General features: G+C 65.5%; 27 protein-coding genes. 14 read left to right on the top strand and 13 right to left on the bottom strand.

The annotated features are described in order from the left end of the window. Positions 1-6 precede the first annotated feature (6 nt). From GR303_RS13390 to GR303_RS13360, 7 genes are all read left to right on the top strand, one after another. On the top strand, positions 7-468 hold the full coding sequence (locus GR303_RS13390) for a Tat pathway signal protein (protein WP_246205510.1): 462 nt from the start codon (positions 7-9) through the stop codon (positions 466-468). Between the two features lie 10 nt (positions 469-478). After that, positions 479-1,165, top strand: a complete 687-nt coding sequence (locus tag GR303_RS13385) for a MotA/TolQ/ExbB proton channel family protein (RefSeq protein ID WP_161722745.1) — start codon at positions 479-481, stop codon at positions 1,163-1,165. Further along, the gene (locus GR303_RS13380) at positions 1,165-1,611 is read left to right on the top strand and encodes an ExbD/TolR family protein (protein WP_161722744.1); all 447 of its coding nucleotides are present in this window, start codon (positions 1,165-1,167) and stop codon (positions 1,609-1,611) included. The genes GR303_RS13385 and GR303_RS13380 overlap by 1 nt, the downstream gene beginning before the upstream one ends. Positions 1,612-1,643: 32 nt before the next feature. Continuing rightward, positions 1,644-2,537 (top strand): TonB family protein, encoded by an 894-nt coding sequence (locus GR303_RS13375; protein ID WP_246205508.1) that lies wholly within the window; start codon positions 1,644-1,646, stop codon positions 2,535-2,537. A gap of 132 nt (positions 2,538-2,669) precedes the next feature. After that, positions 2,670-3,626: an MBL fold metallo-hydrolase gene (locus GR303_RS13370; RefSeq protein ID WP_161722742.1), complete on the top strand. Its 957-nt coding sequence runs from the start codon at positions 2,670-2,672 to the stop codon at positions 3,624-3,626. Positions 3,627-3,646: 20 nt separating this feature from the next. Beyond that, positions 3,647-5,242 (top strand): FAD-dependent oxidoreductase, encoded by a 1,596-nt coding sequence (locus tag GR303_RS13365; protein WP_161722741.1) that lies wholly within the window; start codon positions 3,647-3,649, stop codon positions 5,240-5,242. Continuing rightward, a complete protein-coding gene (locus tag GR303_RS13360) occupies positions 5,239-5,457 on the top strand; it encodes a DUF2783 domain-containing protein (protein WP_161722740.1) in 219 nt (72 codons plus the stop codon). Before GR303_RS13365 ends, GR303_RS13360 begins: the two co-directional genes overlap by 4 nt. Positions 5,458-5,467: 10 nt before the next feature. Here the strand turns inward: GR303_RS13360 and GR303_RS13355 are convergent, their stop codons facing one another. The 5 genes from GR303_RS13355 to GR303_RS13335 all read right to left on the bottom strand — a co-directional run bounded on the left by GR303_RS13355 (position 5,468) and on the right by GR303_RS13335 (position 9,968). Next, positions 5,468-6,172, bottom strand: a complete 705-nt coding sequence (locus GR303_RS13355; RefSeq protein ID WP_161722739.1) for an ATP-binding cassette domain-containing protein — start codon at positions 6,170-6,172, stop codon at positions 5,468-5,470. Next, entirely contained in the window at positions 6,165-6,947 is a 783-nt protein-coding gene (locus tag GR303_RS13350; protein ID WP_161722738.1) for an ABC transporter ATP-binding protein, read from the bottom strand. The genes GR303_RS13355 and GR303_RS13350 overlap by 8 nt, the downstream gene beginning before the upstream one ends. Beyond that, on the bottom strand, positions 6,944-7,891 hold the full coding sequence (locus tag GR303_RS13345) for a branched-chain amino acid ABC transporter permease (RefSeq protein WP_161722737.1): 948 nt from the start codon (positions 7,889-7,891) through the stop codon (positions 6,944-6,946). The genes GR303_RS13350 and GR303_RS13345 overlap by 4 nt, the downstream gene beginning before the upstream one ends. Before the next feature lie 2 nt (positions 7,892-7,893). Then, complete coding sequence (locus GR303_RS13340) at positions 7,894-8,766, bottom strand: branched-chain amino acid ABC transporter permease (protein ID WP_161722736.1); 873 nt, start codon at positions 8,764-8,766, stop codon at positions 7,894-7,896. An 80-nt stretch (positions 8,767-8,846) separates the two neighbouring features. Next, positions 8,847-9,968, bottom strand: coding sequence for an ABC transporter substrate-binding protein (locus GR303_RS13335; RefSeq protein ID WP_246205531.1), 1,122 nt, complete (start codon positions 9,966-9,968; stop codon positions 8,847-8,849). Between the two features lie 391 nt (positions 9,969-10,359). On the opposite strand from GR303_RS13335, the gene paaG reads away from it, so the two are divergent. The 4 genes from paaG to GR303_RS13315 are packed head-to-tail and all read left to right on the top strand — an operon-like array spanning position 10,360 to position 13,622. Beyond that, complete coding sequence (gene paaG / locus GR303_RS13330; protein ID WP_161722870.1) at positions 10,360-11,151, top strand: 2-(1,2-epoxy-1,2-dihydrophenyl)acetyl-CoA isomerase PaaG; 792 nt, start codon at positions 10,360-10,362, stop codon at positions 11,149-11,151. After that, complete coding sequence (gene paaI, locus GR303_RS13325; protein WP_161722734.1) at positions 11,151-11,630, top strand: hydroxyphenylacetyl-CoA thioesterase PaaI; 480 nt, start codon at positions 11,151-11,153, stop codon at positions 11,628-11,630. The genes paaG and paaI overlap by 1 nt, the downstream gene beginning before the upstream one ends. A gap of 13 nt (positions 11,631-11,643) precedes the next feature. After that, on the top strand, positions 11,644-12,978 hold the full coding sequence (gene paaK, locus GR303_RS13320) for a phenylacetate--CoA ligase PaaK (RefSeq protein ID WP_161722733.1): 1,335 nt from the start codon (positions 11,644-11,646) through the stop codon (positions 12,976-12,978). 8 nt (positions 12,979-12,986) lie between these two features. Beyond that, complete coding sequence (locus GR303_RS13315; RefSeq protein ID WP_161722732.1) at positions 12,987-13,622, top strand: TetR/AcrR family transcriptional regulator; 636 nt, start codon at positions 12,987-12,989, stop codon at positions 13,620-13,622. A gap of 17 nt (positions 13,623-13,639) precedes the next feature. On the opposite strand, the gene GR303_RS13310 is transcribed toward GR303_RS13315, so the two are convergent. From GR303_RS13310 to GR303_RS13280, 7 genes are all read right to left on the bottom strand, one after another. Beyond that, on the bottom strand, positions 13,640-14,443 hold the full coding sequence (locus GR303_RS13310) for a Phenylacetic acid catabolic protein (RefSeq protein ID WP_161722731.1): 804 nt from the start codon (positions 14,441-14,443) through the stop codon (positions 13,640-13,642). A 13-nt stretch (positions 14,444-14,456) separates the two neighbouring features. Continuing rightward, entirely contained in the window at positions 14,457-15,533 is a 1,077-nt protein-coding gene (paaE, locus tag GR303_RS13305; RefSeq protein ID WP_161722730.1) for a 1,2-phenylacetyl-CoA epoxidase subunit PaaE, read from the bottom strand. 15 nt (positions 15,534-15,548) lie between these two features. Then, complete coding sequence (paaD, locus tag GR303_RS13300; RefSeq protein WP_161722729.1) at positions 15,549-16,064, bottom strand: 1,2-phenylacetyl-CoA epoxidase subunit PaaD; 516 nt, start codon at positions 16,062-16,064, stop codon at positions 15,549-15,551. 14 nt (positions 16,065-16,078) lie between these two features. Further along, a complete protein-coding gene (gene paaC / locus GR303_RS13295; RefSeq protein WP_161722728.1) occupies positions 16,079-16,837 on the bottom strand; it encodes a 1,2-phenylacetyl-CoA epoxidase subunit PaaC in 759 nt (252 codons plus the stop codon). Continuing rightward, the gene (paaB, locus tag GR303_RS13290; RefSeq protein WP_161722727.1) at positions 16,837-17,127 is read right to left on the bottom strand and encodes a 1,2-phenylacetyl-CoA epoxidase subunit PaaB; all 291 of its coding nucleotides are present in this window, start codon (positions 17,125-17,127) and stop codon (positions 16,837-16,839) included. The genes paaC and paaB overlap by 1 nt, the downstream gene beginning before the upstream one ends. Positions 17,128-17,139: 12 nt before the next feature. After that, positions 17,140-18,135 carry a 1,2-phenylacetyl-CoA epoxidase subunit PaaA gene (gene paaA / locus GR303_RS13285; RefSeq protein WP_161722726.1) on the bottom strand — a complete coding sequence of 332 codons (996 nt, stop codon included), beginning with the start codon at positions 18,133-18,135 and terminating at the stop codon, positions 17,140-17,142. Between the two features lie 235 nt (positions 18,136-18,370). Then, positions 18,371-19,255, bottom strand: a complete 885-nt coding sequence (locus tag GR303_RS13280; protein ID WP_161722725.1) for a PaaX family transcriptional regulator — start codon at positions 19,253-19,255, stop codon at positions 18,371-18,373. Positions 19,256-19,450: 195 nt separating this feature from the next. Between GR303_RS13280 and paaZ the strand changes: the two genes are divergently transcribed. Genes paaZ through GR303_RS13265 form a run of 3 tightly spaced genes read left to right on the top strand, consistent with a single transcriptional unit; the run spans position 19,451 to position 24,035 of the window. Next, positions 19,451-21,478, top strand: a complete 2,028-nt coding sequence (gene paaZ, locus GR303_RS13275; protein WP_161722724.1) for a phenylacetic acid degradation bifunctional protein PaaZ — start codon at positions 19,451-19,453, stop codon at positions 21,476-21,478. Further along, complete coding sequence (locus GR303_RS13270; protein ID WP_161722723.1) at positions 21,475-23,571, top strand: 3-hydroxyacyl-CoA dehydrogenase NAD-binding domain-containing protein; 2,097 nt, start codon at positions 21,475-21,477, stop codon at positions 23,569-23,571. Before paaZ ends, GR303_RS13270 begins: the two co-directional genes overlap by 4 nt. A gap of 38 nt (positions 23,572-23,609) precedes the next feature. Next, entirely contained in the window at positions 23,610-24,035 is a 426-nt protein-coding gene (locus GR303_RS13265; protein ID WP_161722722.1) for a PaaI family thioesterase, read from the top strand. Between the two features lie 7 nt (positions 24,036-24,042). Here the strand turns inward: GR303_RS13265 and GR303_RS13260 are convergent, their stop codons facing one another. Beyond that, positions 24,043-24,498 (bottom strand): Lrp/AsnC family transcriptional regulator, encoded by a 456-nt coding sequence (locus tag GR303_RS13260; protein WP_161722721.1) that lies wholly within the window; start codon positions 24,496-24,498, stop codon positions 24,043-24,045. Positions 24,499-24,538: the final 40 nt, after the last annotated feature.

The raw sequence follows: 24,538 nt of genomic DNA, 5'->3' as shown, positions 1-24,538 counted from the left end.
ATGGGGATGAGCACCTGGAACGAGCCTGGAGCGACGGCAGGAAGCGTGTGGGCGTGCCTTGCACTCCTTCTTCCCTTCAGCGGAACGGCCCTCGCCCAGGAGAGCCCTGCCGCTTCGGGCTCGCTGCGCATCGAGCTGAACAAGATCGAGGCATCCGGAGAGAACTGCCGCACGTACTTTCTCATCGACAACCAGAAGGGCGAAAGCTGGCGTTCGCTGAAGCTCGATCTGTTTGCTCTCGATGCTGATGGCGTCGCCGCCAAGCGGCTGGCGGTGGAGGTAGGCCCGGTGCCCGGCCGCAAGACGCTCATCAAGCTCTTCGACTTCCCTGGACTGAGCTGCAGCCGCTTCGGTCGTGTCCTGCTCAATGACGTTCTGGCCTGCGATGGCGTAGTCAGCTCGCGCGAGGAATGCCTATCCGGCATCGACACGGCCTCGCGCGTCGGCACCGTGTCTTTCGTGAAGTGAGATTGCGATCATGAATGGCATTGCCCCTGCGACGACGCACGACCTATCCTTTATGAGCCTGTTCCTGCAGGCGGACCCCATCGTGAAAGGCGTCATGATCCTGCTCGTCCTGGCCTCCCTCGGCTGCTGGACGATCATCATCGAGAAGGCCATGCGCTCCAGGAGCATTCGCCGTCAGGCACGCCTTTTCGAGGTCGCGGCCCAGAGGGGCGAGCGGCTTCAGCCCGATGCTTCGAGCCTTGTCGGACAGATCGTGGCAGCAGGACACGAGGCTTGGCGAGATCAGGATCCGTCGGAGAGCCGCGCCGAGCGGCGGGAGCGCATCGAGCGCGCCATGCGGCTGGCCCTTTCGGGCAACATGCGACAGCTCCAGATTGGCCTCCCCTTCCTTGCGACCATCGGCTCGGCTGCCCCCTTCATCGGCTTGTTCGGAACGGTGTGGGGCATCATGAACTCGTTCTCGGCCATTGCGGCGAGCCAGGATACCAGCCTCTCCGTCGTCGCTCCCGGCATCGCGGAAGCCCTGTTTGCCACGGCTATCGGCCTTGTGGCGGCCATTCCGGCGGTGATCGCCTACAACAAGCTCACCACCGATCTCGCACGCCTTCAACAATCCTTCATCGCAGGGATTGCCGCGCTCGGCGACCGTCTGGCACGGGACCGCACGCCTCACCTCCGAGCGGAGGCGGCCGAGTAATGGGCATGGGACCGATCCGGTCGCAGGATGCTGACGACGAGTTCGGCGCCGCGCCCCTTTCCGAGATCAACGTCACGCCGCTGGTCGACGTCATGCTGGTGCTGCTCATCATCTTCATGGTGGCAGCCCCCCTGATGACCGTCGGATTGCCCGTGCAATTGCCCAAGACGGCAGCGCCGAAACTGGCCCAGCCGAAGCAGCCGGTCGTGATCAGCATCGACAGGCAAGGTCAGCCGTTCCTCGAGAAGGAGCCGCTGACGCCGGATGCGATGATGCCTCGGCTCAGGACGCTTGCGGGAGAAGACCCGTCTCGGGTTGTGCTGGTTCGCGGCGACAGGGACGTGCCCTACGGCCGGATCGTTGAGATCATGGGACAGGTCAGCGCTGCGGGGTTCAGCAAGGTCTCGCTCGTCGCCCAAGCACCGAGCGGAATGCCGGCTCACTAGGACCTGCAGCAAGCCTGATGTCCGCTCACAGCATGAGATCGCTGCAGGAGCCGAGCCGGCTCGGAACCGCCTTCATCGCGGCGCTGCTTCTGCACGTGTCGGCGCTGACGGCCATGACATTCTGGCCGCACGCGAAGGATAGCCTGCCCGGCGAGCAGGAGATCACCATCGATCTCGCCCCCGCGATGGAGGAGGTGGCGTCCGTTGCGCCGGCCGAAATCTCCGCCGTGGAGGCGCCGCCGGTCGAGCCGGCGCCGGTGCCGCTGGAGCCTGAGAACGTCGAGCCTCCACTGGAGGAAGTGACGGCAGAGCAGCCTCAGGATGTCGCCGAACTTCCCGAGCCGCAGAAAGCGACGGAAGCGCCTCCCGTCAAAGCGGAGATGGCGCCGGAGCCTGAGCCTGTCGTGGCTCTTCCGCCCCCCGAAACGGTGGTCGCAAAGTCCATCCAGGAGCCCCCGCCTTCGAATCCTAAGCCGAAACCCGAGAGGAAGCCGCTACCGCCCAACCCGGTGGAGCGCAAGCCTCCTCCACGCCGGACCGCCGCCCAGCAGGCGCAGCCCCCGTCCGAGGCGCGCCAGGGGCAGGCTTCGTCCTCGCGCGAGAACATGGAAGGAGCCGCGGCTGCGGCCGACCCGAGCGCGCTCAACCGTTATCGAGCAGCTCTCTATGCCGCCGTGAGAAGCCGTCTGCGCTATCCGCCATCGGCAGAGAGCCAGGGCATTTCCGGCACTGCGGAGATACGGTTCACCCTGGACCGCTCAGGACAGGTTCTCAACGTTTCTCTGGTGCGCAGCACCGGCAACCCCCTCCTGGACCAGGCGGCGCTGGCGACGGCGCGCCCCGGCTCGTCCCTCCCGGCCGCGCCGGCTTCTGTGCCGCAGCAGCAATTCACCGTCACGGCGCCGCTACGCTTCAACCCGCGCTAGATGTCCCCGCATTCGCCTTGCTTGACGCCTGTGGGATCAGGACTAACCTGTGCGCAACGAGCGCCTCCTTCGCGATCCTGCTTGCGCCTGAGGGAGATCGATAAGACCTCGTCTTCGACAGGGAGAAACGTTATGGCCGAGAAGGCTTTCGCCTCGACAGGCGATATGTCCGACAAGAACGTGTCGTTCACCGAGATCGGGCCTGATCTCTACGCCTACACGGCTCAGGGCGATCCCAATTCCGGCATCATCGTCGGGGACGACGGCTGCATAGTCATCGACGCGCAGGCCACTCCGATGATGGCCGAGGATGTGATCGCCCGCGTGCGATCCGTGACGGACAAGCCGATCAAGTATGTGGTGCTCTCGCACTATCACGCGGTGAGAGTGCTTGGCGCCTCGGCCTACAAGGCGCAGGGCATCATTGCATCCAATGCCACCTACGACCTGATCGTGGAGCGCGGCGAACAGGACAAGGCTTCCGAGATCGGGCGGTTCCCGCGGCTGTTCCGCGGCGAGAACAGCATTCCGGAGGGGCTGACCTGGCCGACGGTGACCTTCGAGAGCGGAATGTCCGTGTTTCTCGGCAAGCGCGAGGTGAAGCTGTTTCATCTGGGCGCGGGGCACACTGCCGGGGATATCGTGGCCTGGGTGCCGGATGCGGAGGTGATGTTCACGGGCGATCTCGTGGAATACCACTCCGCCTGCTATTGCGGCGATGCCTACCTGCGCGAATGGCCGCTCACCCTCGATGCCGTCCGAGACTTCCAGCCCCGCGCCGTGGTGCCGGGCCGGGGCGATGCGCTTGTCGGCCAGGCGATGGTGAACGAGGCCGTCGCCATGACGCGGGACTTCGTCAACACCCTCTACGCCGCCGCGGAACTGTCCGTCGCGCGCGGGCGCTCGCTGAAGGATGCTTTCGCCGCCACCCGCGAGGCCATGGATCCGAAGTTCGGCTCCTTCGCCATCTACGAGCATTGCCTGCCTTTCAACGTATCGCGGGCCTTCGACGAAGCCTCCGGCATCGACCACCCGGTCATCTGGACGGCGGAGCGGGACCGCGAGATGTGGGCGGCCCTCCAGGTCTAGGCCCCGATGAGGCAGACGTCATGAGCACCCGCAGGACCCTCTACCAGTTCGGCTACCGGCGGTGCCCGGATCAGGATCGTCCCTCCCCTGCCCGTCACCCCGTCGTCGTCGTGGGCGCCGGTCCCGTAGGGCTGTGCGCCGCCATCGACCTGGCGCAGCGCGGCGTGCCGGTAGTTCTTCTGGACGATGCCGACCGCATCGGCGAAGGATCGCGCGGCATCTGCTACGCCAAGCGGACGCTCGAGATCCTTGATCGGCTCGGCGTTGCGCAACCCTGCCTCGAGAAGGGCGTGACCTGGAAGATCGGCAAGGTTTTTCAGGGCAACGACCTGCTCTACGCCTTCGATCTCCTGCCCGAGGGCGGGCACAAGATGCCGGCCTTCATCAACCTTCAGCAATACTACCTGGAGCACGCGCTGGTGGCGCGCGCGGCGGAGATGCCCAACCTGGATCTGCGCTGGCGCAACAAGGTCGTTGGCCTGAGCCACCGCAATGAGGGCGTCACACTGACGGTGGATACGCCGGACGGACCGTACGATCTCGAAGCGGAATGGGTGGTGGCGGCGGATGGAGCGCGCTCGCCTCTTCGCGGCATGCTCAACCTCTCCTTCCAGGGTGAGGTCTTCGAGGACCGCTTCCTGATCGCCGATGTGAAGATGAAGGGAGACTTCCCACCCGAACGCTGGTTCTGGTTCGATCCTCCCTTCCACGAGGGTCATTCCGCTCTCCTGCACAAGCAGCCGGACGATGTCTGGCGCATCGACCTGCAGCTCGGGCCACATGCGGATGCGGAGGCCGAGCAGAAGCCGGAGCGCGTCCTCCCTCGTCTGCGGCAGATGCTCGGGCATGACAGCTTCTCGCTCGAATGGGTCTCCGTCTACCGCTTCCAGTGCCGCCGCCTGGAGCGCTTCGTCCATGGCCGGGTGATGTTTGCCGGCGATGCCGCTCATCAGGTGTCGCCTTTCGGCGCGCGAGGGGCGAATTCCGGCATCCAGGATGCGGAAAACCTCGCCTGGAAGCTGGCGCTCGTCATCAAGGGCGCCGCGCCGGAGAGCCTCATCGACACCTATGATCTTGAGCGCTCCGCGGCGGCGGACGAGAATATCGGGCACTCGACGCGCTCGACCGACTTCATCGCGCCGCGCACGGCACAGGAGCTGCGCTTCCGCAATGCGGCCCTGGCGCTTGCGCGCCACGCCTCCTTCGCCAAGCGCATGGTGAACTCGGGCCGGCTGTCAATGCCCTCCACCTACGAGACGCCGCTCTCAACGCCTGATCGGGACACTTGGTCCGGCTCTCTCAGGCTCGGTGCGCCCCTGCCGGATGCGCCCATGCGCGCTCAGGACGGACGCCCCGTTTGGCTGCTGGAAGCCCTAGGCGGAGAGGAGACGATCCTGCACGTGCCGAATGGGGACTCCCGCCCTGAAGGATCCCGCGTGCTCGTCATCGGGGAGGATCTCATGGACGAGCACGGCCATTTCGCGGAGCGCTTCGACGCCACGCCCGGCAGCACCTACCTGGTACGTCCGGACCAGCACCTCGCAGCGCGCTGGCGGCAGGCCGCGCCGGATCTCGTCAAGAGAGCATCGCTTCGCCTGAGAGGAGTCGACGCATGACCGCGCTCGTGTCCGAGAGCCGCTTTCCCGATCCGGATCGCGCCTACCGCGCCCTCATCGACGCTCATCGCGGATTATCGGATCAAGACAGCGCGGCGCTCAACAGCAGCCTCGTGCTGATCCTTGCCAACCATATCGGCGATCAGGGCGTGCTGGAGGAGGCCATCGCCTTGGCGAAGCAGAGCCTGGAACGGTCGAGCCCGGACCGATCCTGAAGCCAGCCGCCTAGGCGATCCCGAGATAGGCTGCCTTCACCTGAGGGTCGGCGAGGAGTGCGGAGCCTGCACCGCTATAGGCCACCTTCCCGGTTTCCAGCACATAGCCGCGGTCCGCGATCGCCAGGGCGGCGCTGGCGTTCTGCTCCACGAGGAGGACCGTGATGCCATCCTTCCGGAGCGCGACGATGGCGTCGAGAATCTGGTCCACGAGAAGCGGGGACAATCCGAGCGACGGCTCGTCGAGGAGCAGAAGCTTCGGACGTCCCATAAGCGCGCGCCCGATGGCAAGCATCTGCTGCTGGCCGCCGGAGAGGCCGCCTGCCAGGAGGTGGCGCTTCTCGGCCAGAATCGGGAACATGGCGAAGACGCGGTCGCGATCCCGTTCCACCTCCTTGTCGCGACGCCGGTAGGCGCCGAGCCGCAGGTTGTCCTCGACGGTGAGAGGGCCGAAAACCTGCCGGCCTTCCGGGGACTGGGTGATGCCGATTTCCACCCTCTGATGCGGCGCAAGGCGGTCGATGCGCTGCCCGTTGAAGCGGATTTCGCCGCCGGTGATCGGCTGCACGCCGGAGATGACCCGCAGCAGCGTCGTCTTGCCGGCGCCGTTCGAGCCGACGAGCGCCACCACCTCGCCGGTGCGCACTTCGAGGCTGATGCCTTTGAGCACCTCGATCCGGCCATAGGCGCTGCGTAGGTTTTCGACCTCAAGCACGGGCGGCCTCCCTTGCGCCGTGCTGTCCCAAATAAGCCTCAAGGACCTTCGGGTCATCGCGCACCTCCCGCGGTGTTCCCTCGGCGAGAGGCCTGCCTCGATCGAGAACCAGGATCCTGTCCGAGATCTTCATCACCAGCTTCATGTCATGCTCGACGAGAACGACTGCGACGCCCCTGTCGGCGACCTGCCGGATAAGGTGGTCGATCTCCTCGGTCTCGACCGCATTGCAACCCGCCGCGGGCTCGTCGAGCAGCAGCACGCGGGGCTCCGCCGCCAGGGCGCGGGCAATCTCGAGGCGCTTGCAGGCGCCGTAGGGCAGCGAGCCGGCGGGAACATCGGCAACATCCTTCAGGCCCACATAGGCCAGAAGGTCGAGCGCCGCCGCCCGCGTCTCACGATTCTGGTGCGTGACGGAGGGCAGCCGGAACAGCGCAGGAAACAGGCTGCACTTCTCCCGCAGATGGCGCCCGACCATCACGTTCTCGCAGGCCGTCATGCGCTGGAAGATCTGGAGGTTCTGGAAGGTGCGCGAGAGGCCCCGCGCCGCCAGCCTGTGGGGAGCCATTCCCGTCACGTCCTCGCCGGCCAGATGGATCGTGCCGCGGCCTGCCGTGTAGACCCCGGAGACGATATTGAAGAGCGTGGTCTTTCCGGCGCCGTTCGGGCCGATGATCGACAGGATCTGCCCCGGGCTGACCGAAAAACTCACGCCGTCGACGGCTTTCACGCCACCGAAGGAGATGCCCACGTCCGCTGCCTTGAGGATGCTCATGAGCGTGCCTTCCGGAGAAAGAGGCTGGAGAGGGTCGGCACGATGCCGCTGCGCATGAAGATCATCGATACGATGATGATGAGGCCGAGGAGGAGATGCTCGTATTCGTGGAACACCGTCAGGACCTGCGGCAGGGTGATCAGGACGGCCGCACCCACGATGCTGCCGACCACAGACCCGAGGCCGCCGAGGACCACGATGGTGACGAGCTCGACGGAATGGAGGAAGCCTGCCTGGTCCGGATTGATAAATCCGTTCATGAAGGCGAGAGCCGATCCGGCAAGCGACGCATAGACAGCGGCGATGACGAAGGCCTGCAGCTTGAAACGCGCCACATCGACGCCGACGACCTGCGCAGCCACCTCGCTGTCGTGCAGGGCGCGGAACGCACGCCCCGTGGGCGTATCGTCGAGGTTGAGGGCGATCCAGGTACCGATAAGCAGAAGCCCCCCCGTCACCCAATACCAGGTGTAGGACCCGCTGACGCGCCAGCCGAACAGGGTCAGTCTTTCGACCGGCATGCCGTCCGGTCCGCCGGTCCAGCGGCTCTCGGTGGTGATCACGAGCGCCACCAGAACGCCGAGGCCGAGGGTGGCGATGGCGAGATAATGACCCTTGAGCCGCAGGATCGGACGTCCGACGAGGAAGGCGAGCAGAGCCGAAAGACCGGCTCCGAGGAGAAGCGCCGCCCATGAGGGGATGCCCAGATGCACCGGCCCGATGGCGACGGCATAGGCGCCGATGCCGAAGAAAGCCGCATGACCGAGGCTGACCTGACCGGCTTGGCCCATGAGGATGTTGAGGCCGATCGCCGCCAGTGCGGACACCCATACGAGGGATGCCACACGGAAGTAGTAGCTCGACGGAAAGACGAAGGGGAGGATGCCGATCACGACCGCCAGCACGGCAAGGGTCAAGAAGCGCTGGTTCATCAGGGCTCGCATGCTCAAACCCTCTCGACGACGCGCCGTCCGAACAGGCCTTGGGGAGCCGCGAACAGGACGATGAGGATCACGAGGAAAGCAAACGCATCCTTGTAGGTCGAGCTCAGGTAGCCTGCACCGAAGGCTTCGAGCAGACCGAGCAGGAGTCCGCCGACAACCGCTCCGACGGGATTGCCCATGCCCCCGAGCATGGCGGCGGCAAAGCCCTTCAACGCCAGCAGCGTGCCGACATCGTAACTTGTGAGGGTGATCGGCGTGACGAGGATGCCGGCGATGGCGCCGATGGCGGCCGAGCCGCCGAAGGCCAAGGCCATGATGGTGGTCGTGTTGATGCCGACCAAACGCGCGGCCAAACGATTGGCAGCGGTGGCGAGAACCGCCTTGCCGAGAAGCGTATGCTCGAGGAAGACGTAGAGGGCCAGCACGACGACCGCAGCTCCGCCGAGAACCCAGAAGCTCTGCGGCTGGATCGCAGCCCCCAGAAGGTCGACCGGAGTGTCGCCGGTAAAGGCCGGCAGCTTGTGAAACTGCTTGTCGAAGACAATGGCTGCGAGGCCGCGAAGCAGGATCGATGCACCGATGGTGATGATGATCAGCGTCACGGCCGATGCACCTCGGGCAGGCTCGATGGCGAGGCGGTGAAGAAGCAGCCCGATGACCATTGCCACGACGATGGCGACGAGGGCCGCCAGCGGCAGAGGGACGCCCAGCGCCGAAGCGAACACCGTGACCATGCCGCCCAGCATGACGAACTCGCCCTGGGCGAAATTCACCACGCCGGAGGCGTTGTAGATCAGGGTGAAGCCGAGCGCGACCAGCGCATAGACGGCTCCCACCGTCAATCCGGAGATGAGGAACTGAAGAAACTCGGCCATGACGCTTGCTGCCCCGGATCTTGAGGCGATGGGCGGAAAGCCGCTTGCCCGCTTTCCGCCCGCCGCATTTGCTGCAGGTGTCAGCTGCCCGAAGCCACGAGGCTCCAGTCGCCGTTCTTGATCTCGAGCATGCGGAAAGCCGAGAGGTCGAGACCCAGGTGATCGGTGGCCGACATGTTCACGATGCCGCCCGTTCCTACGAAGCCCTTGGTCTTCTCGATCTCGTCGCGGATCTTCTGGGAATCCGTGGAGTTCGCCCGCTTCATGGCCTCGACCAGGATGAACAGGCCGTCATAGGCGTGCCCCCCGAAGGTGGAGACCGGCTGCTTCGTCGCGCTCTCGTAGGTCTGCTTGTACTCCGTCACCACCTTCTTCTGCGGATCGCTCTCAGGCAGCTTGTCGCCGACGAGAAGGGCTGCCGCCGGCAGCCGCACGCCTTCGGCCGCAGCGCCTGCAAGCTCGATGAAGCTCTTCGAGGCGACGCCGTGGCTCTGGTAGAACGGAATGTTGTTCATGCCAAGCTGGGCATAGTTGCGGGTCACGATGGCCGGGCCCTGGCCGAAGCCGGGATTGACCACGGCCTGCACGCCGGCGGTGTTCTTGATCTTCGTGAGCTGGGCGGTCATGTCGCTGTCGCGCGGACCATAGGTCTCGTCGCTGACGATCTGCATGCCGTAGGTAGGGGCAACCTTCAGGCACTGCGCCCGCATGGAGGCGCCGAAGCCGTCCGTGCCCGAGATCATTCCGATCTTGGTGAGATTGCGCCGCTTGAGATCCTCGAAGATCTTTTCGCAGGCCATCTTGTCGGTGTGCGGCGTCTTGAACACGAACTTGCGCACCGGGTCGATCACCTCGATGGCGCCGGCAAGCGAGATGAAGGGAACCTTGGCATCTTCGAAGACCGGGACCATTGCCATCGTGGTGCCGGTGGTCGTGCCGCCGACCATGGCGATCACCTTGTCGTCTTCGATGAGGCGGGTCGCGAAGGTGCGCGCCTTGTTGGCATCGCCGCCATCGTCGTAGATCACGAGCTCGATCTTCTTGCCGGCGACGCCGCCTGCAGCGTTGATCTTGTCGACGTAGAGGCGAAGCGTCTTATCCTCGGGCTCTCCCAGGAAGGACGAGGGACCGGTGACGGACAGCACCGATCCGATCTTCACGGTGTTCTGCGCGAGGGCGCCATGGGCGAGGCCGAGGCTCATGGCGCCGGCCGCCAGCGCGATCTTGAGCGTTGCTTTTGTCTTCATCTGTTTCCTCCTGGTTTCTTGTTGAATGTTCTTGTTGTCGCGCGAGCGATCAGGCTGATGACGGCCCTGGGGATCGCTGCAATTTCAGCTGGGTGATGTCGGGAGCAGCGACCGCTCCTCGGCAGATCGGCGTTGAACGATCATGCCGGCGCGAAGGCGCGGGGTTCAGGATGCCGGACACCCTTTGGTCGTCGAAACATGCCATCCCGTTCTGCTCCATGAAGGACCGAGTGTTGGCTCATTGACGCTGCTTCCCTCATCAATATAATTGACCGGACGGTTGGTCAATACTAAACAAGGTGCAGGACAGACTGCTTCCCATCGGCGACATCCCTGGAGGGCTATGGTGGAGAATGATCTCATCCTCACGGAGCGGCGGGAGGGGTATCGCGTCATAACCCTCAACCGACCCGATCGCCTCAACTCCTTCAACGAGGCGATGCATGCGGCGCTGATGTCTGCCCTTGTCGAGGCGGAGGAAGACCCTGCATGCCGGGCGCTCGTTCTCACCGGGGCCGGGCGCGGCTTCTGCGCCGGGCAGGACCTTTCGGACAGGGTTTTCACGCCGGGCGAAGTGCCGGATCTGTCCTCGACCCTTGAGCGCCTCTACAACCCGCTTGTGCGCAAGCTCCGCGCGCTGCGGATGCCGGTCATTTGCGCCGTCAACGGCGTTGCGGCCGGGGCTGGCGCCAACATCGCGCTCGCCTGCGACATTGTTCTGGCAGCGCGTTCCGCGAAGTTTATCCAGGCTTTCGCCAAGCTCGGCCTCGTGCCCGATTCAGGCGGGACCTGGTTCCTGCCGCGGCTCGTCGGCCCAGCGCGCGCGCGGGCTCTCGCTCTCCTCGCGGAGCCGGTTCCGGCCGAGCGGGCGGAGGCCTGGGGCATGATCTGGAAGGCGGTCGATGATGCAGGCTTGATGGAGGAGGCGCATCGCCTCGCCGCGCATTTCGCAACGCAGCCGACGGTGGGCCTGGGCCTCATCAAGCAAGCCCTGGATGCCTCGGAAACGAACGACCTCGACCGGCAGTTGGATCTGGAGCGGGATCTGCAGGGCCAGGCAGGCCGGACGCCGGACTACCGCGAAGGGGTCACCGCCTTCTTCGAGAAGCGCCCCGCGAAGTTCACCGGGAGAGCCTGATGGACGCGCAAGCTCCCCGTTCAGATACTCCTCCAGGTGAAGTCGCCGAAGCCTGTGCGCGGGCCATGTGGGCCGACGATCAGGCCAGCCAGGGCCTCGGCATGGTGGTCGAGCGCGTCGCCCCCGGCGAGGCTGTTCTCTCGATGACGATCCGCCCCGAGATGACGAACGGCCACGGCATCTGCCATGGCGGCTTCATCTTCACGCTTGCCGACTCGGCCTTCGCCTTCGCCTGCAACACCTACAACCAGCGCACGGTGGCCCAGCATTGCGCCGTCACGTTCCTGCAGCCGGGCCGGCGCGGCGATACCCTCACGGCCCATGCGGTCGAGCGCAACAGGTCGGGCCGCTCCGGGATCTACGACGTGACGGTTCGCGACGGCAGGGGCGAGGTCGTCGCTGAGTTCCGCGGTCATTCGCGCACCATCGCCGGCACGCTCCTCGCGCCGGAGACAGAAACGTCCGAAAAGAACGAATGAATGGGAGGTTCCCTTGCATCACATCCCACTCCGCAAACTTTCCGAACTCCAGCCCCACGCGAGTGCTCTCGACCGCTTCGAGCAGGCCTCCCGGGACGAGCTTGCCGCGTGGCAGCGCCAGCAGCTCGCGTGGACCCTGCGCCATGCCTATGAGAACGTGCCTGCCTACAAGGCGAAGTTCGATGCGGCGGGCGTCCACCCGGACGATTTCAAAGATCTGAGCGATCTCGCCAAGTTTCCCTTCACCACCAAGGCGGATCTCCGGGACAACTATCCTTTCGGCATGTTCGCCGTCCCGCAGGACCGGATCGCCCGTGTCCACGCCTCCTCCGGCACCACCGGCAAACCCACGGTCGTAGGGTACACCAAGCGCGATATCGGCACCTGGTCGGACGTGGTGGCCCGCTCGATCCGGGCGAGCGGCGGGCGGCCGGGCATGAAGGTGCACGTGGCCTATGGCTACGGTCTCTTCACGGGCGGACTGGGCGCGCATTACGGCGCCGAGCGTCTGGGCTGCATGGTCATTCCCATGTCGGGCGGCATGACGGAGCGACAGGTGCAGCTGATCGACGACTTCAAGCCCGACGTGATCATGGTCACGCCGTCCTACATGCTCGCGATCCTCGACGAGTTCAGGAAGCAGGGACTCGACCCGCGCAAGTCCTCGCTCAAGATCGGCATCTTCGGCGCCGAGCCCTGGACGAACGCGATGCGGTCGGAGATCGAAGAGGCTTTCGACATCCATGCGGTGGATATCTACGGCCTGTCCGAGGTCATCGGGCCGGGGGTCGCCTGCGAGTGCATCGAGACCAAGGACGGGCTCCACATCTGGGAGGATCATTTCTATCCGGAGATCATCAACCCCCATACGGGCGAAGTCGTGCCGGACGGGGAGGAAGGGGAGCTCGTCTTCACCTCGCTGACCAAGGAGGCGATGCCGGTCATCCGCTACCGCACCCGCGATCTCACCCGCCTCATGCCGGGAACCGCGCGCACCATGCGCCGCATGGAGAAGGTGACCGGCCGCACGGACGACATGATGATCGTCCGAGGCGTCAACGTGTTCCCGAGCCAGATCGAGGAGAAGCTGCTGGCGATTCCGACCCTGTCGGGCCACTACCAGATCGTTCTCACCCGCGAAGGTCGGATGGACCAGATGGAGATCAAGGCCGAGATCAGGCCGGAAGCGGATTATCCGGAAACCCGCAAGGCCGCCGCCGAGCGCTTGAGCCAGACCATCAAGGATACCATCGGCATCACGGCCCACATCAACATCCTCGACCCTGAAGGGATTGAGCGCTCGCTCGGCAAGGCGAGACGCGTGATCGACCGCAGACCGAAAGAATAGACACCTCTATGGCCCGTACCCGCGCCACCGACTACGACGACAAGCGCCGAGCGATCCTGGATCGCTCGGCCGAACTCTTTGCCGAGCACGGCTACGATCGTGCCTCCATGAGCAGGATCGCTGAGGCGTGCCGCGTCTCCAAGGCGAACCTCTACCACTACTACAAGGACAAGGAGGAGCTGCTCTTCGACGTGATCCGCTTCCACCTGGAGGAGTTGCTCGAGGTGGTGGAAGCTGCGGATCGCCCCGACTTCGCACCCGAGCAGCGGCTGAGAGCCCTCGTCGCAGCGATCCTGGAGGCCTACCGGGATGCGGATGCCGAGCACAACGTGCAGATCAACGGCCTCAGGCTCCTGCCGGCCGACCGGCAGGCGGAGCTCAAGGAAATGGAACGGGAGCTGGTGCGCATCTTCTCCGAGGCGGTGGCCGGCGTCGCGCCGCAGCTGAAAGGGACCAAGCTGCTCAAGCCGGTGACCATGTCCCTCTTCGGCATGGTCAATTGGCACTATCTCTGGTTCAAGAGCACCGGCGGGGTGACGCGCGCGGATTATGCGGAGCTCGTCTCGCAGCTGATCGTGGACGGCACCCGCAACCTTCATGCGGAACCCTCCGCCTCGCCCAGGCGGGCGACAGCTGCGGAATAGCTCTTCCGGAGTTCCTCTCACATTCTCGGTGCCTGACCGGGCACGCTCGATGATGCGAGTGTCGGCACCGAAAGGCCGAACCGGGTCAGGACCGGGTGAACGATCTCCTGCCACCGAGCGAGGAGCTCCTCCCTGCCCTTCTGGCGCAGGCCATACTTGCGATGCTGGGCGAAATGATCGGAGGAACTGCTGCCGAAGGTATCGGCCACGCGCGGGTACCAGTAGTTCACGGAAGCCTGCGCATCCGTTCGGTCGTGACCGCGCTCCAAGGCCGCCTGCAATCCCTTCTCGCCCAGCTCTGCATGGCGCCGCTCGACCGGCAGGATGACGGCGAGGGTGTCGGCCAGCGGCTGGTATGAGCCCCGGGTCAGCTCGTCGAGCTGCACCACGGTCGCCTGCCCCATCAGGCAGTTCATCACCACCGCGTCGACCCAGCCATTGATCGGGTAGTGGAACACGTTGAGGCGCATGTCGCCGTCCATGCGCCGGGTGCCGAGATGGACGCTGCGGTCGAGGCGCGAGGCCCAGGGATGCGCTCCCACATATTGCGCCGTGTTGGCGCCGAACTGCTCCATCAGCCCCAGAACCTGACGGGCATGATCGAATTTTTCCAGAACGATGTGGGTGGCGATGATCCGCTCCTTCAGGCCCGGCGCCAGGTTGATGCAATCGGCAAAGCCCGAGGCGCCAGCCATTTCCGAATCGACGAAGATCGCCATCAGGCGCATCAGCTCCCCGCGGTAGCGGGGCGTCACGTTGTCCGGCGCGCTCAGGCGGCCGCCGCCGGCTATGAAACCGATGAGGCTGTCTTCATCGACCATAGGAGCCCCCTCCTCACTTGTCGAAATCGACCAGGATCCTGTCGCTGACCGGATAGCTCTGGCAGGTCAGGATGTAGCCGCGGGCGATCTCGTAATCCTCAAGGGCGAAGTTCGCGTCCATGTCGACCTCGCCCTCGACAAGCATCGCCCGGCAGGTGGAGCAGACGCCGCCCTTGCAGGCATAGGGAACCTCGATGCCTTCGCTCGTCGCCGCATCGAGCACGGAGGCCGTGCCTTTTTCGAAAGACAGGGTGCGGGCGCGGCCGTCGAGAATGATGGTCGCCTCGCACATGTTCCGGCGATCGTCGGCCTTCGTCTCCTCGGGCCTGCGCTGCCGGCGGCTTGGGGTGGAGGTGGCGAAAAGCTCGAACTTGATGCGGCGCTTGTCGAGGCCATGCTCCTCGAGGCTCTGCGCCACGCCCAGCATCATGTCCTGGGGGCCGCAGATGAAGGCCGTATCGATCGAAGAGACGTCGATCCAGTGATCCAGAAGCTGGTCGCACTTGTCCTTGGTCAGGCGGCCATTGAACAGGTCGATGTCCTGCTGCTCGCGGCTGAGGATGTGGATCAGGCTGAAGCGGTCGAGGTGCTCGTTCTTGAGATCCTCCAGCTCCTCCCGGAACATGATCGATCCTGAAGCGCGGTTGCCGTAGAAGAGCGTGAAGGACGATTGCGGTTCGGCAACAAGCGTGGTCTTGATGATGCTGATGAGGGGCGTGATGCCGCTTCCGGCCGCGAAGCCGACGAAGTGACGCTTGCGCTCCTTGTCGAGCGGCACGAAGAAGTTGCCCATGGGGGGCATGGCTTCGATGATCTGCCCCGGTGAAAGCCTCTCGCTCGCCCAGTTCGAGAAGACGCCGCCCGCGATCTTCTTGATCCCAATGCGAAGCCTGCCGTCCGTCGGTGCCGCGCAGATCGAGTAGGATCGCCGCACCTCGTCGCCATCGATGGTGGTGCGCAGCGTCAGATACTGCCCGGGCGAGAAGCGGAACGCCTCCTTGTGCTCCTCCGGCACGTCGAGGGTGAGCACGATGGCGTCGCGGGTCTCACGTCTGACATCGGCAACGGTGACGGGATAGAACTTTGTCATGGAGCAGCGCTCGTTTCAGATGCACTTGAAGTAGTCGAAGGGTTCGAGACAGTCGCGGCACTGGTACTGCGCCTTGCATGGGGTCGAGCCGAACTCGCTCACGCGGTGGGTGTTCTCGGATTTGCAGCGCGGGCAGGCGACGACCAGAGGCTTGCGCAGAAAGCGATCAAAAGGAGAGGGACTATCACCCGCCCTCTCGGCGGGAGGCGCAATGCCATAGGCTTCGAGCTTCCGCCGTCCCTCCTCGCTGATCCAGTCCGTCGTCCAGGGCGGCGAGAGCCTCCGCTCGATCCGCAGGTGCTCAAGTCCCTTTGCGCGCAGGGCAGCCTCGATGTCGAGAGCGATGACGCTGGTCGCGGGGCAACCCGAATAGGTTGGCGTGATGGCCACGACGAGTTCGTCATTCTCCCAGCGCACCTCGCGGACGATGCCGAGATCCATGACGGAAACTGCCGGCACCTCCGGATCGGGAATCTCCTGCAGCCAGGTTCTGACCTGGCCCAGGTCCGGTTGCGTCAAGCTGCCGGTCATCGGTGTCCAGCTCCCTACCACACCGCGTTGGGATAGGCCCGCTGCAGGAATTGGAGATCGGCGAGGATATAACCGAGATGCTCGGTATGGATGCCACGCTTGCCGCCGCGCTGCGCCCAGCCCGGCTGCGGCAGCGCCAGCGTCGCCTCTTCCGCGGTCGCGCGCACAAGATCGAGCCAGGACTCCTGCAGTGCGGATGGATCTGGACCAAGGCCGGCCTGGATCATGGTCCGGTCGATCTCGTCTGCTTCGAACAGCTCGCCCGTATACATCCACAGATCGTCGATGGCCGCCTGCATGCGACGATGGCTCTCCTCCGTGCCGTCGCCGAGGCGCAGCACCCAGTCGCGACTGCGCTCCAGGTGGTAGGCCACCTCCTTGAGGCTCTTCGCAGCGATCTCGGCGATGCGGCTCTCCTTCGAGCCGGTCAGGCCCTGCAGCTGCAGGTAATGCCAGGCATCGAAGTAGAACTGACGCGCCATGGTCATGGCAAAATCGCCGTTCGGCTGCTCCACGAGGAGAAGGTTGCGGAAGTCGCGGGCGTCGCGCAGATAGGCGAGCTTGTCGGCATCCCGGCCCTTGCCCTCGATCTCCCCGGCCAGGTTCAGCCAGAGCTGCGTCTGCCCGATCAAGTCCAGGGCGACGTTGGAGAGCGCCAGATCCTCCTCAAGGGCCGGCGAATGGCCGCACCATTCCGACAGGCGGTGCCCCAGGATCAGGGCATTGTCGCCGAGGCGCAGGAGGTACTCGAAGAGGGCTTCCTGCTCGTTCATCACATATGCCCCAGCTCTTCGGGGATCTCGTAGAAGGTCGGGTGGCGATAGACCTTGCTGTTGGCCGGGTCGAAGAGCGGCCCCTTCTCACCGGGGGAGCTTGCGGCGATGTCGGAGGCCTTCACCACCCAGATGCTGACGCCCTCGTTGCGGCGCGTGTAGACATCGCGCGCATTCTTGATCGCCATCTCCGCATCCGGCGCATGCAGGCTGCCCACATGGCGATGGGCGAGACCATGCTGGCTGCGGATGAAGACTTCCCAGAGCGGCCATTCCTTCCTGTCGGTCATCTCTTCCTCCCCTCACGCGGCCTTGGCCTGAGCCCGCGCCGCCTTCTTTGCGGCGTAAGCCTCGGCGGCCTCGCGCACCCAGCGCCCTTCCTCATAAGCCTTCACCCGCGTACGCAGGCGCTGGCGGTTGCAGGGTCCGTTGCCGGCGATCACCTGATAGAACTCCTCCCAGTCGACCGCACCGAAATCGTAATGCCCGCGTTCGGCGTTCCACCTGAGATCCGGATCGGGCACCGTGAGCCCGAGATACTCGGCCTGCGGCACCGTCTGGTCGACGAATTTCTGGCGCAGCTCGTCGTTGGAGTTGATCTTGATCTTCCACTTCATCGACTGGGCACTGTGCACCGAGTCCGCGTCGGACGGGCCGAACATCATCAGCGACGGCCACCACCAGCGGTTCAGCGCATCCTGGGCCATCTGCTTCTGCTCAGGGGTGCCGCGGGCAAGCTTCATCATGATGTCGTAGCCCTGCCGCTGGTGGAAGCTTTCCTCCTTGCATATCCGGATCATGGCGCGGGAATAGGGCCCGTAGGAGCAGCGTTGCAGCGGCACCTGGTTCATGATCGCGGCCCCGTCCACGAGCCAGCCGATGGCGCCGATATCGGCCCAGGTCAGGGTCGGGTAGTTGAAGATGCTCGAATATTTGGCCTTGCCGCTGTTGAGCTGCTCCATGAGCTCGTCGCGGCTCACCCCGAGGGTCTCGGCGGCGCAGTAAAGGTAGAGGCCATGGCCCGCCTCGTCCTGAACCTTGGCGAGCAGGATGGCCTTGCGCTCCAGGGTCGGCGCACGGGTGATCCAGTTGCCCTCCGGCTGCATGCCGATGATCTCGGAATGGGCATGCTGCGAGATCTGCCGGATCAGGGTCTTGCGGTAGGCCTCCGGCATCCACTCCTTAGGCTCGATCTTGATGTCGGCGTCGATGCGCTCCTGGAAGGCACGCTCCTCGGGGGACATCTCTTCACTGGACTGGATCCGATCGACGCCCGTCTTCACCATCTGTGCATACATGGCGCTTCTCCCTGCCTCGATTTGTCGTGCCCCGCCCCGGGCCCGCTCCGCAGGCCGCCAGGACTTCCCTGCCGGACCGGAGCCGCTCCTATGGGCGCATATTCAACGCTGTTCCGGTCATCGGCGCTCCACTGAACAAGCAGCATGGTCCCGTGGGCGCCTGACGAGCCCCTTTAATATGTCACATAAAATGGATTATTCAAGAATTTTTTGTAACATATCCTGCAGAGATCGGTCACTGCAGGGCGGTCTCAAGGGATGCAAAGCGCTGTTGGAAGGAGCTGCCAGGGGCAGGGAGGGGACCTGTGTCGTTCTGGGCGTGAGCATCGATCCAATGCTCCGAGGCCTGGAGCAGGGTTCTGTAGATCATGCCGCAGAGGGAGCGGGCGGCCGTTCCCGCCCAGGGTGTCGGAAGCAGTTGGGCTGGCAGCAGCGGGTCCTTCAGAACGGCACGGCGGTAGTCGTGGATCAGGAGGATACGCACCAGAAGGGCATCGAGGTTTGTGAAGACAGCCCCGCTCCGAAGGGCTGCGAGGATGCCCGAATAGGTGTCGATGAACCGTTCGTAGCGTCCTTCGATCTCCGCCAGGGGCCAGGCGCGTTCCACGAGCCGACGGGCGGTCGCCGGGTCGGCCGGGGTCGCAGCAAGCCGCAGGAACCCGCCCTCCCTGCTCCCAGGAGCCGAGACGGCGATCATGAGATCGGGCCCCAGAGTTCCATATCCTGCCTCGGTGAGTTCGGTCCTGATTGCGCTGCGGTCCTGGACGTTGTCGAGCAGGACAAGATCGAAGGAGCCCGCCCAGTCCTGGGGCGGCTCCGCATAAATCCGCTGGGTGGCCTGGGCGAAGGCTCCCTGCCCCCGAGGCGTGAGCCGGTAATAGCTGTTTCGCCCCACCTTCCAGCGCTCGAACCAGCCTTCGGATACCAGCCGGGACAGGGCCGTCCTCACGAGCGTGTCGCTGATGCGGAAGGCGCGCATGATCTCGTGCAGGGTAGCCAGGGACAGCACCCCACCCCGGGGCATGACCGCATCCCCGAAGACGGTCACGATGAGAGAGCCCGCCCGAATCGGTGTCCGGTCATGGAATGCGTCGAGAAGATCGTCCACGAATGCGGTCATCCCCGCCTGCTCCGGTGCCTTGCCTGATAGGGCTGGCTTTGCCCCGCCCCCTCACCTACCGATTCTCGGCCATCCCTGTCGAGCCGCCGGCTCGTGAAACAGCGGCAAGACGCCTTGACTAACCGACCGGTCGGTCAATAATGCCGCAAAGATGCGGCTCCCCTGTAGCCGCCATTCATCACGCCAAGGTGTCCCATGAGACTTGAGAGCTTCGTTCGCGGAAGTTGGATGTCGCCCGGCCAGGAAATCGCCGAGGTTCGCAGCGCAGTCACCAGCGATGTGGTCGCCGAGGTCGCCAATGGCGGGCTCGACATGGGCGAGGTGCTGGCCTACGCCCGGCAGGTGGGCGGTCCCAACCTGCGGCGCATGACGTTCCACCAGCGCGCCGAGATGCTCAAGCGCCTCGCCCTCTATCTCACGGAGCGCAAGGACCAGCTCTACAAGCTCTCATACCAGACCGGAACCACGCGCTCCGACAACTTCATCGACGTGGACGGCGGCATTGGCACGCTCTTCGTCTATGCCTCCAAGGGCCGCCGCGAGCTGCCGAACACCACCTTCCTCATCGATGGCGCCGTCGAACCCCTGTCGAAGGGCGGCAGCTTCGTCGGACAGCATGTGATGGCGCCGCTGCACGGGGTCGCCGTTCACATCAACGCCTTCAACTTCCCCTGCTGGGGCATGCTGGAGAAGCTCGCGCCTGCGATCCTCGCCGGCGTGCCGGTGGTCACCAAGCCGGCGACCATCACTTCGTACGTGGCCCATGCCCTCGTGCGGATGATCGCGGAATCGCGCATCCTCCCTGAAGGCGCGCTCCAATGCATTGTCGGCTCTACGGGCGACCTGTTCGATCACCTCACCTGCCAGGATGTGGTCTCCTTCACCGGATCCGCCGACACGGCGCAGAAGCTGCAGCGCCACCCGGTCATCGCCCGCGAGTCCGTGCGCTTCATCGCCGAGCGCGACTCGCTCAACGCCGCGATCCTGGCGCCGGATGCCGGACCGGGCACGCCGGAATTCGACCTCTTCATCAAGGAAGTCGCGAAGGAGATGACCGTGAAGGCGGGCCAGAAATGCACCGCCATCCGCCGCGCCATTGCACCGACCGAGCACGTGCCTGCCGTGATCGAGGCCCTGCGCGAGCGACTCGCGAAGGTCACCGTCGGCAATCCCGAGCTCGAGAACGTCCGCATGGGTCCGGTGGTCGGCCTCGGCCAGCGCCGGGACGTACTGGCCCAGGTGGCGAAGCTGCGGAGCGAAGCCGACATCGTGGTCGGCGATCCGGAGAATTTCGCGGTCGAAGGCGCCGACCGCGAGCGCGGCGCCTTCATCCCGCCGCTCCTGCTGCACTGCCCGGACCCGATCCGCGCCAAGAACGTTCACAGCGTCGAGGCCTTCGGCCCCGTCTGCACCGTCATGGGCTACGACGGAATCGAACAGGCCATGACCCTGGCGAACCGCGGCGACGGCAGCCTCGTCGCCTCCGTCTACACCTACGATCCCGCCATTGCGTCCGATCTCGTCTTCGGCATCGGCGCCTTCCACGGCCGCCTGGTGCTCATCGACCGCGACTGCGCCAAGGAGCAGACCGGCCATGGCTCGCCCATGCCGCACATGGTCCATGGCGGCCCGGGGCGCGCCGGCGGCGGCGAGGAGCTCGGCGGCATGCGCGGCGTGCACCACTACATGCAGCGGACGGCGCTGCAGGGCTCGCCCGCCATGCTCTCCCGCGTGACGCGGAGCTGGATCAAGGGAGCGCCGATGGTTCAGGAGGGGCGGCATCCTTTCCGCTACCATTTCGAGGATCTCGCCATCGGCCAGACCTTCATCTCGAAGGAGCGCACGATCACCCTGGAGGACATCGAGCACTTTGCCGAGTTCACCGGCGACACCTTCTATGCCCATATGAGCGAGGAGGCGACGAAGGACCACCCGTTCTTCCCCGGCCGTGTCGCCCATGGCTACCTGCTCCTGTCCTTCGCCGCCGGCCTCTTCGTCGATCCGGATCTGGGGCCGGTGCTGGCCAATTACGGCCTGGACTCCCTGCGCTTCATCCGGCCCGTGCAGCCGGGCGAGACCATCAAGGTCCGCCTCACGGCGAAATCCAAGTCGCCGCGCAACGAGCAGTACGGTGAAGTACGCTGGGACGTGGAGATCACCACCGACACGGGAGAGACGGTCGCGACCTATGATCTCCTGACCATGAACGCGGTGCGTTCATGACGGACCTCTCGTCACCGTCGCAGGCGGGAGCCGGTCCGGTCCGCCTCGTTGCCGCTTCTCCCGTTGCGGTGATCGAGATCGACAACCCGCCGGTCAACGCCACCTCCCAGGCCGTGCGGGCCGGCCTGCTCGCCGCGATCCATGAGGTCGAGCGGGATGCCGAGGTCGAGGCCGTCGTGATCGCCTGCGCCGGCCGCACTTTCGTGGCTGGCGCCGACATTCGCGAGTTCGGCCAGCCCCCGCGCGAGCCGCACCTGCCCGATGTGATCAACGCCATCGAGGCCTGCTCGAAGCCGGTCGTCGGCGCCGTGCATGGAACGGCTCTTGGCGGCGGCTGCGAAATCGCGCTGGCCTGCCATGCCCGCATCGCCGATGCCGGAGCGGGTCTGGGCCTGCCCGAAGTCAAGCTGGGGCTGGTCCCCGGCGCCGGCGGCACGCAGCGCCTGCCCCGACTCATCGGCGTGGAGGCGGCCCTCGACCTTGTCTCGAGCGGGCGAACCGTGAAGGCGGCCGAGGCCCTGCGCCTCGGATTGGTCGACCGAATCGCCGGGCAGGATCTGCGACAGGAGGCGATCGACTTTGCCCGCGAGCTGATCGGCAAGCCGATCCGGCGCACCGGCGCGTTGCCTGCCAATGGCATGGAAGCGGAAGCTGCTGCCAAGAAGCTGCTTGAAATCCGCCGGAAGGCCCGCGGGGCAGAGGCTCCCGGCAAGGCGGCGGAGCTCGTGCTTCTCGCAGCGAGCCTTCCCCTCAAGGAGGGCATGGCCCGCGAGCGGGAGACCTTCCTGGAGCTGCGCTCGTCCGATCAGTCGGCCGCCCTGCGCCACGCCTTCTTCGCCGAGCGCGAGGTCGCGCGGGTTCCGGGCTTCGACTCCGCCGAGCCCCGGCCGGTGCAGCGAATCGGCGTCGTCGGCGCCGGGACCATGGGCTCGGGCATCGCCATCGCCTTTGCCGATGCCGGGTTCGAGGTGAAGGTCGTGGAGACGAGCGAGCAGGCGCTCGCCGCGGGACAGGCGCGGATTGCCGATATTTATGAGAAGCAGGTCGCGAGCGGCCGCCTCACGGCGGCAGCGCGGGACGAGCGGCTGGGAGCGATCCGGTACGGCGTCGGGGTCGATACGCTTGCTGACCGGGATCTCGTGGTCGAGGCCGTGTTCGAGGATCTGGAGGTCAAGCGGGCCCTGTTCCGCGAGCTCGACGCGATTCTTCGGCCTGGAACGATCCTGGCAACGAATACCAGTTATCTTGACATAAGCCTGATCGCGGATGCCACTTCGCGGCCGGCCGAGGTGGTGGGGCTGCATTTCTTCAGCCCGGCTCATGTGATGAAGCTCCTCGAGATCGTCCGCACCGACCGCACCGCCGCCGACGTGGTGGCGACGGGCCTGGCGATCGCCAGGCGCCTGCGCAAGATCCCGGTCGTCTGCCGGGTCTGCGACGGCTTCGTCGGCAACCGCATCCTCTCGCGCTACCGCCAGCAGGCGGAGTACCTGCTCGAGGAAGGCGCCCTGCCGCATGAGGTCGATGCGGCATTGGAGGCGTTCGGCTTCCCCATGGGCCCCTTCGCCGTATCGGACATGGCCGGGCTCGACATCGCCTGGGCCCGCCGCAAGCGCCTTGCTCCGACACGGGACCCGCGGGAGCGCTACGTGGACGTCGCCGACCGCCTCTGCGAGGCGGGCCGGTTCGGCCGCAAGACCGGGGCCGGCTGGTACCGCTACGAGGGCGGCAGGCGGGAGATCGATCCGGTCGTCACCGCACTTGTGGAGGAGGCCTCGCAAAGGCGTGGGCTGAGGCGTCGCCCGATCCCGCCCGAGGAGATCCAGGCCCGCATCCGCGCGGCCATCGTCAACGAGGCCTGCAAGATCCTCGACGAGGGCATCGTCGAGCGGCCGCTCGACGTCGACGTGGTGATGATGCACGGCTATGCCTATCCCGCCTGGCGCGGCGGGCCGCTGTTCGAGGCCGACCGCATCGGCCTGCAGCCGATCCTCGATCAGGTGATGGAGCGCGCCGGGAAGGACGGGCCGGGCTGGGAGCCGGCCGCCGGCCTTGTCAGCCGGGCCGCTTCGGGGGCAAGGTTCTATCCGTAGGCCCGCTTCGGGACCATAAGAACAACGGTTGGGGGAACATGAGCACGTTCGATCAAGCCGCCGCCGAGCGCATGCTCGCCGACGTTTTCGCGCCCTGGATCCAGGATCTCAACCTCTCGATCGAGAGCCTCGGTGCCGACGGCGCCGTGCTGCGCATGCCGTTCTCGGAAAGGCTGTGCCGCGACAACGGCGTGATCTGCGGGCAGGCGCTCATGAGTCTGGCCGACACGGCGATGGTGTTCGCGGTCTCGTCCGCCGGCGGCGCCTACCGCCCTATGACCACCGTGGACCAGACCATGCACTTCCTGCGCCCGGCGGCGAATGCCGCCGTGCTGGCGGAGGCGAAGGTCGTCCGCCTCGGGCGGACCATGGCCTTCGGCAGCGTGACGCTCACCACCGACGGCGATCCACGGCCCGTCGCCATCGCGCAGCTCGCCTATGCGCTGCTGCCGGAGAGCAAGTAGGCCCCGCTCAGAACGGCAGCGCCACGCTGGTCTTGATCTCCTTCAGGATCACGTTGGTGCGCACGGTGCGGATGCCGGGCAGGCGGAACATGAACCCGTCGAGGAACTCGTTGTAGGCGTGCATGTCGCGCACCACCACGCGCAGGTGGTAATCGGCGTCGCCGGTGGTGGCGAAGCATTCCAGCACCTCGGCGCGCGCTGTCACACGTGAAACAAATTCGTCCACGAACTTCGCATCGTGCCGCTCCAGCGACACGTGCAGAATGGCGGAGGTGGAAAACCCCGCCTTCTCCCGGTTCACCAAGGCCGAATAGCCGACGATCACGCCGGTTTCTTCAAGCGCCCGCACGCGCCGCCAGCAGGCGGAGGTGGACATGCCCACGTCCTCGGCGAGCTGCTGGTTCGTGGTCCGCCCCTCCTGCTGCAGCCGCGCCAGGATATGCTCGTCCTGCTTCTCCAGCATGGCGCGTTCCTCCTTGGTATTTTCTACCGTTTATAACGCC

This window comes from Microvirga arsenatis (assembly GCF_009910705.1).
GTDB classification, from domain to species: Bacteria; Pseudomonadota; Alphaproteobacteria; order Rhizobiales; family Beijerinckiaceae; genus Microvirga; species Microvirga arsenatis.
The sequence above is the reverse complement of the archived record's forward strand: the minus strand, read 5'-3'. Positions and strand labels throughout refer to the sequence as shown.

Bases quoted from the DNA above. Each gene is read 5' to 3' on its own strand.
- paaE (WP_161722730.1), bottom strand. From the start codon at position 15,533: ATGACAAAGTTCTATCCCGTCACCGTTGCCGATGTCAGACGTGAGACC.
- paaZ (WP_161722724.1), top strand. From the start codon at position 19,451: ATGAGACTTGAGAGCTTCGTTCGCGGAAGTTGGATGTCGCCCGGCCAG.
- GR303_RS13375 (WP_246205508.1), top strand. From the start codon at position 1,644: ATGAGATCGCTGCAGGAGCCGAGCCGGCTCGGAACCGCCTTCATCGCG.
- paaA (WP_161722726.1), bottom strand. From the start codon at position 18,135: ATGTATGCACAGATGGTGAAGACGGGCGTCGATCGGATCCAGTCCAGT.
- GR303_RS13315 (WP_161722732.1), top strand. From the start codon at position 12,987: ATGGCCCGTACCCGCGCCACCGACTACGACGACAAGCGCCGAGCGATC.
- paaI (WP_161722734.1), top strand. From the start codon at position 11,151: ATGGACGCGCAAGCTCCCCGTTCAGATACTCCTCCAGGTGAAGTCGCC.
- GR303_RS13270 (WP_161722723.1), top strand. From the start codon at position 21,475: ATGACGGACCTCTCGTCACCGTCGCAGGCGGGAGCCGGTCCGGTCCGC.
- paaB (WP_161722727.1), bottom strand. From the start codon at position 17,127: ATGACCGACAGGAAGGAATGGCCGCTCTGGGAAGTCTTCATCCGCAGC.
- GR303_RS13385 (WP_161722745.1), top strand. From the start codon at position 479: ATGAATGGCATTGCCCCTGCGACGACGCACGACCTATCCTTTATGAGC.
- GR303_RS13360 (WP_161722740.1), top strand. From the start codon at position 5,239: ATGACCGCGCTCGTGTCCGAGAGCCGCTTTCCCGATCCGGATCGCGCC.
- paaD (WP_161722729.1), bottom strand. From the start codon at position 16,064: ATGACCGGCAGCTTGACGCAACCGGACCTGGGCCAGGTCAGAACCTGG.
- GR303_RS13260 (WP_161722721.1), bottom strand. From the start codon at position 24,498: ATGCTGGAGAAGCAGGACGAGCATATCCTGGCGCGGCTGCAGCAGGAG.
- GR303_RS13350 (WP_161722738.1), bottom strand. From the start codon at position 6,947: ATGAGCATCCTCAAGGCAGCGGACGTGGGCATCTCCTTCGGTGGCGTG.
- GR303_RS13335 (WP_246205531.1), bottom strand. From the start codon at position 9,968: ATGAGCCTCGGCCTCGCCCATGGCGCCCTCGCGCAGAACACCGTGAAG.
- GR303_RS13265 (WP_161722722.1), top strand. From the start codon at position 23,610: ATGAGCACGTTCGATCAAGCCGCCGCCGAGCGCATGCTCGCCGACGTT.
- GR303_RS13390 (WP_246205510.1), top strand. From the start codon at position 7: ATGAGCACCTGGAACGAGCCTGGAGCGACGGCAGGAAGCGTGTGGGCG.
- GR303_RS13345 (WP_161722737.1), bottom strand. From the start codon at position 7,891: ATGCGAGCCCTGATGAACCAGCGCTTCTTGACCCTTGCCGTGCTGGCG.
- GR303_RS13340 (WP_161722736.1), bottom strand. From the start codon at position 8,766: ATGGCCGAGTTTCTTCAGTTCCTCATCTCCGGATTGACGGTGGGAGCC.
- GR303_RS13365 (WP_161722741.1), top strand. From the start codon at position 3,647: ATGAGCACCCGCAGGACCCTCTACCAGTTCGGCTACCGGCGGTGCCCG.
- GR303_RS13310 (WP_161722731.1), bottom strand. From the start codon at position 14,443: ATGGTCGATGAAGACAGCCTCATCGGTTTCATAGCCGGCGGCGGCCGC.
- GR303_RS13280 (WP_161722725.1), bottom strand. From the start codon at position 19,255: ATGACCGCATTCGTGGACGATCTTCTCGACGCATTCCATGACCGGACA.
- GR303_RS13370 (WP_161722742.1), top strand. From the start codon at position 2,670: ATGGCCGAGAAGGCTTTCGCCTCGACAGGCGATATGTCCGACAAGAAC.
- paaC (WP_161722728.1), bottom strand. From the start codon at position 16,837: ATGAACGAGCAGGAAGCCCTCTTCGAGTACCTCCTGCGCCTCGGCGAC.
- GR303_RS13380 (WP_161722744.1), top strand. From the start codon at position 1,165: ATGGGCATGGGACCGATCCGGTCGCAGGATGCTGACGACGAGTTCGGC.